The following is a 4,496-nucleotide window of genomic DNA, read 5'->3' as shown; positions in this document are numbered from 1 at the left end:
GCCGGCAGCCCGCAGGTGCCGTGCAGCGCGTACGCTAGAGGTCTGGACGGGCGAGGAACAGGAGGGCTTCCCATGACGGCTCCATCGGGCTGGTTGCTGTGGGCGCTGCTGTCGGCGTGCTTCGCGGCATTGACCGCGATCTTCGCCAAGGTGGGCATCCGCGGCGTGGATTCGGACTTCGCCACGCTGCTCCGGACGGTGTTCATCCTGGGGGTGCTGGCGCCGTTCGTGTGGTTGACCGGGAAGTGGACCAATCCGCTGTCGCTGTCCGCCAAAACGGTGCTGTTCCTGGCGCTGTCGGCGCTGGCCACGGGCGCGTCGTGGGTGTGCTACTTCCGCGCGCTGCAGCTTGGGCATGCGTCGCAGGTGGCACCCATCGACAAGCTGAGCGTGGTGCTGGTGGCGGTCTTCGCGTATGCGCTGCTGGGCGAGCGGCCGGCGGTGCAGGAATGGCTGGGCATCGCGCTGGTCGCCGCCGGGGTGCTGTTGATCGCGCTGCACAAGGCACCCGCCGCCTGAGCGGTACCCGCAAGGCTGTGTTCTGCGGGTGTGCTTGATGCATCGCCGCCGTGCAATACATAGTCGGCGATTGTCTGTTGGAGATCTGCCATGGCGCGGTTGTTCACCCCTGTTTCGTTCGGGCCGCTCACGCTGGCCAACCGCATCGTGGTCGCGCCCATGTGCCAGTACGCCAGCAGCGAGGGCCGGGCCAACGACTGGCACGTGCAGCACTGGGGCACGCTGTCCCAGTCGGGGGCCGGCCTGCTGCTGACCGAGGCCACGGCCGTGGTACCGGAGGGCCGCATCAGCTGGGCCGACCTCGGTCTCTATGACGATGCCTGCGAAGCCGCGTTCGCGCAGGCGCTGGCCAGCGTGCGGCGCTGGTCGCCGATGCCGGTGGGCGTGCAGCTGGCGCACGCCGGGCGCAAGGCCTCCACCCATCGGCCGTGGGAGCACGGTGGCGGCGCGATCGCGCCGGGGGCGACGCACGGCTGGCAGGTGGTGGCGCCGTCCGCGCTGCCCTATGCGGAGCACGACCCGCTGCCGGCGGCGCTGGACGCCGCGGGCATCGCCCGCGTGGTGCAGGCGTTCGTTGACGCGGCGCGGCGTGCCGCCCGGCTGGGCTTGGATGCGATCGAGCTCCACGCCGCGCACGGCTACCTGCTGCACCAGTTCCTGTCGCCGCTCAGCAACCGCCGCGAAGACGGTTACGGCGGTCCGCTGGCGCACCGCATGCGGCTGCTGCTGGAGGTGTTCGACGCGGTCCGCGCGGCGGTGCCGGCCACGATGGCGGTGGGCGTGCGGATCTCCGCCACCGACTGGGTGGACGGCGGCTGGGACCTGCCGCAGAGCATCGCGCTGGCGCGTGCGCTGGAGGCCCACGGCTGCCACTTCATCCACGTCTCCAGCGGCGGCCTGCATCCGGCCCAGAAGATCGCGGTGGGGCCGGGCTACCAGTTGCCGTTCGCCACGGCGATCCGCCGCGAGGTTGCCATGCCGGTGCTCGGCGTGGGCCTGATCACCACCCCGGCGCAGGCCGAGGCCGCGTTGGAGCAGGGGCAGACCGATGCGATCGCGCTGGCCCGCGCGATGCTCTACGATCCGCGTTGGCCATGGCACGCCGCTGCCGCGTTGGGCGCGACGGTGGGCACGTCGCCGCGCTTCCTGCGCGCGTTGCCGCATGGCTTGCCGCCGCTGCTGGTGCCCGCTACTGGCACGGCCGACTGAATCCCGATTCCGAAGGTGTTCCAACATGGCCAAGCCCGCACTGATGCCCGCCGTATTTTTGGGCCACGGCAGCCCGATGAACGCGTTGCAACACAACCGCTATACCGAAGCGTGGCGGGCGTTCGGGGAAGCGGTGCCCGCGCCGCGTGCAATCCTGGCGGTGTCGGCGCATTGGTATGTGGATGGGTTGGCGCTGACGGCGATGCCGCAGCCGCGCACGATCCATGATTTCGGTGGATTTCCGCAGGCCTTGTTCGATGTGCAATACCCCGCGCCGGGGTTGCCGGCGCTGGCCGAAGAAGTGGCCGATCTGGTGGCACCGGACTTTGTAGCGGCTGCCGACCATGCAAGTTGGGGGCTGGATCACGGCACCTGGTCGGTGTTGGTGCATGCCTTTCCCAAGGCCGATATCCCGGTGGTGCAACTGTCGCTGGATGCGCGCAAGCCATTGCAGTGGCATCTGGCGTTGGGCGCGAAACTGGCTGCGCTGCGCGAGCGTGGCGTGTTGATCGTGGGCAGCGGCAATGTGGTGCACAACTTGCGTGCGGTCGATTGGCACAACCCCGATGGCGCGTTCGATTGGGCGCAGCGGTTCAATGCCGATGCGATGGCGTTGCTGCAAACGCGACCGGAGGACAGCCCCACGCTGGCCAGCCATCGCGACTACCGCATGGCGGTGCCCACGCCCGATCACTTCCTGCCGCTGCTGTATATCGCAGGTCTGGCTGCGGCCGCCAACAGCAAGCCGCACGTGCTGGTGGATGGCTACACCTATGGTGCGTTGTCGATGACCGCGTATGCGGTGTAGGCAGGATTACACCTCGCGTGCAATCGCCCGCCAGCCGATGTCGTTGCGGTGGAATTCGTTGGCCCAGTGGATCGCGGCAACGCCTGCGTAAGCGGCACGTTGCGCGGCGTGCACGGTATCACCCAACGCGCACACGCAGAGCACGCGGCCACCCGCGCTGACCACGTTGCCGGCGGCATCTTGCGCGGTGCCGGCGTGGAACACTTTGGCCGATGCCGGGACGTTGCCAAGGCCGGTAATCACATCGCCGGTGATCGGGGTTTCGGGATACGGTTTGGCTGCCATCACCACCCCCAAGGCCGGTTGCGGGTTCCATTGCGCGTGTGCGCCATCCAGTTTGCCGTCGATGGCGGCGTCGAGCAGGTCCAGTAAATCCGACTCCAGCCGCAGCATCACCGGCTGCGTTTCCGGGTCACCAAAACGCACATTGAATTCGATGACTTTGGGCGCGCCGCTGGCATCAATCATCAGCCCGGCGTACAGAAATCCGGTGAATGGAATGCCATCTTCCAGCATGCCTTGCACGGTGGGGTTGACCACTTCGCGCATCACCCGCGCATGCACCTCGGGCGTCACCACCGGCGCAGGCGAGTACGCGCCCATGCCGCCGGTGTTGGGTCCGGTGTCGCCATCGAACACGCGCTTGTGATCTTGCGAGGTAGCCATCGGCAAGGCGGTATGGCCATCCACCATCGAAATGAAACTGGCTTCTTCGCCCGCCAGAAATTCCTCGATCACCACCCGCGCACCGGCATCGCCAAAGGCGTTGCCTTCCAGCATGTCGCGCACCGCGGCTTCGGCTTCGGCCAGGGTCATCGCCACAATCACGCCTTTGCCAGCGGCCAGGCCGTCGGCCTTGATCACGATCGGTGCGCCTTTTTCGTGGACATAGGCCAGTGCGGCATCAACTTGCGAATGCACGGCGTAGTACGCGGTGGGGATGCCGTGACGGGCCAGGAAATCCTTGGCGTAGGCCTTGCTGCCTTCCAGCTGTGCGGCAGCAGCGGTGGGGCCGAAGATGCGCAGCCCGGCGGCGCGGAAGGTGTCCACCACGCCTGCCACCAGCGGCACTTCCGGGCCCACCACGGTCAGCGCCACGGCTTCGTCCTGCGCAAGTTTGAGCAGGCCGGCGATGTCCGTCACGTTGAGCGCCACGTTGCGGCATTTGGCTGTGTGCGCGGTGCCGGCATTGCCGGGCGCTACCAGAATGTCGGTGACGCGCGGCGATTGCGCCAGCTTCCATGCCAGGGCGTGTTCGCGGCCGCCGGAACCGATGACAAGAAGTTTCATGCTGCATCCACCTGCCGAATTGTCTGAAGAAGCTCAGCCCCCTGAGCCAGGGGGCGATTCGCGCCGCAGGCGCGAATGGGGGTGTGGCAGCGCGGGCAGGGCCCAAGGTTTGCGTGGCAAACTTTGGGATTGATGCCAGCGCTGCCGGCATCAGTGCCGGAAATGCCGAACACCGGTAAATACCATCGCAATGCCGTGTTCGTCGGCGGCGGCAATCACTTCGGCATCGCGCATCGAACCGCCGGGTTGGATCACCGCCTGGATGCCGGCTTCGGCGGCGGCGTCGATGCCGTCGCGGAACGGGAAAAACGCATCACTGGCCATCACCGATCCGGGCACGATCAGGCCCGCATCGGTGGCTTTGATGCCGGCGATGCGCGCCGAATACACGCGGCTCATTTGGCCGGCGCCCACGCCAATGGTGCGGCTGTCTTTGGCATACACAATCGCGTTGGATTTGACGAACTTGGCGACCTTCCACGCAAACAGCAGGTCGGCAAATTGCGCGTCGGTGGGTGCAAGCTGACTGACCACTTTCAATGCGTCACGGGTGACGACGCGGGCATCGGCGGTTTGCAGCAACATGCCGGAGTTCACCCGTTTGCTGTCGATGAAACCGGGGGATGGTGGCGCCAGCGGGATGCGCAACACGCGCACATTGGCTTTCTTT

The 4,496-nt window shown here is 67.0% G+C and carries 4 protein-coding genes and 1 pseudogene; 3 read left to right on the top strand and 2 right to left on the bottom strand.

Annotated features, from left to right (window positions below; all coding sequences use genetic code 11):
- Positions 1-72 precede the first annotated feature (72 nt).
- The 3 genes from QWB57_RS09575 to ygiD all read left to right on the top strand — a co-directional run bounded on the left by QWB57_RS09575 (position 73) and on the right by ygiD (position 2,536).
- Positions 73-519 (top strand): EamA family transporter, encoded by a 447-nt coding sequence (locus QWB57_RS09575; protein WP_223625447.1) that lies wholly within the window; start codon positions 73-75, stop codon positions 517-519.
- A gap of 90 nt (positions 520-609) precedes the next feature.
- A complete protein-coding gene (locus QWB57_RS09570) occupies positions 610-1,728 on the top strand; it encodes an NADH:flavin oxidoreductase/NADH oxidase (RefSeq protein ID WP_288969307.1) in 1,119 nt (372 codons plus the stop codon).
- 25 nt (positions 1,729-1,753) lie between these two features.
- On the top strand, positions 1,754-2,536 hold the full coding sequence (ygiD, locus tag QWB57_RS09565) for a 4,5-DOPA dioxygenase extradiol (protein ID WP_288969305.1): 783 nt from the start codon (positions 1,754-1,756) through the stop codon (positions 2,534-2,536).
- A gap of 6 nt (positions 2,537-2,542) precedes the next feature.
- Here ygiD and purD read toward each other — a convergent pair whose 3' ends face one another.
- Positions 2,543-3,826, bottom strand: coding sequence for a phosphoribosylamine--glycine ligase (gene purD, locus QWB57_RS09560; protein WP_288969303.1), 1,284 nt, complete (start codon positions 3,824-3,826; stop codon positions 2,543-2,545).
- A 150-nt stretch (positions 3,827-3,976) separates the two neighbouring features.
- Positions 3,977-4,496: pseudogene (gene purH / locus QWB57_RS09555) on the bottom strand (bifunctional phosphoribosylaminoimidazolecarboxamide formyltransferase/IMP cyclohydrolase); the annotation flags it as partial.

This window comes from uncultured Thermomonas sp. (assembly GCF_937872235.1).
GTDB lineage: Bacteria > Pseudomonadota > Gammaproteobacteria > Xanthomonadales > Xanthomonadaceae > Thermomonas > Thermomonas beijingensis.
Note: the sequence above shows the minus strand (reverse complement) of the source record. Positions and strands in the feature narration are given on the sequence as shown.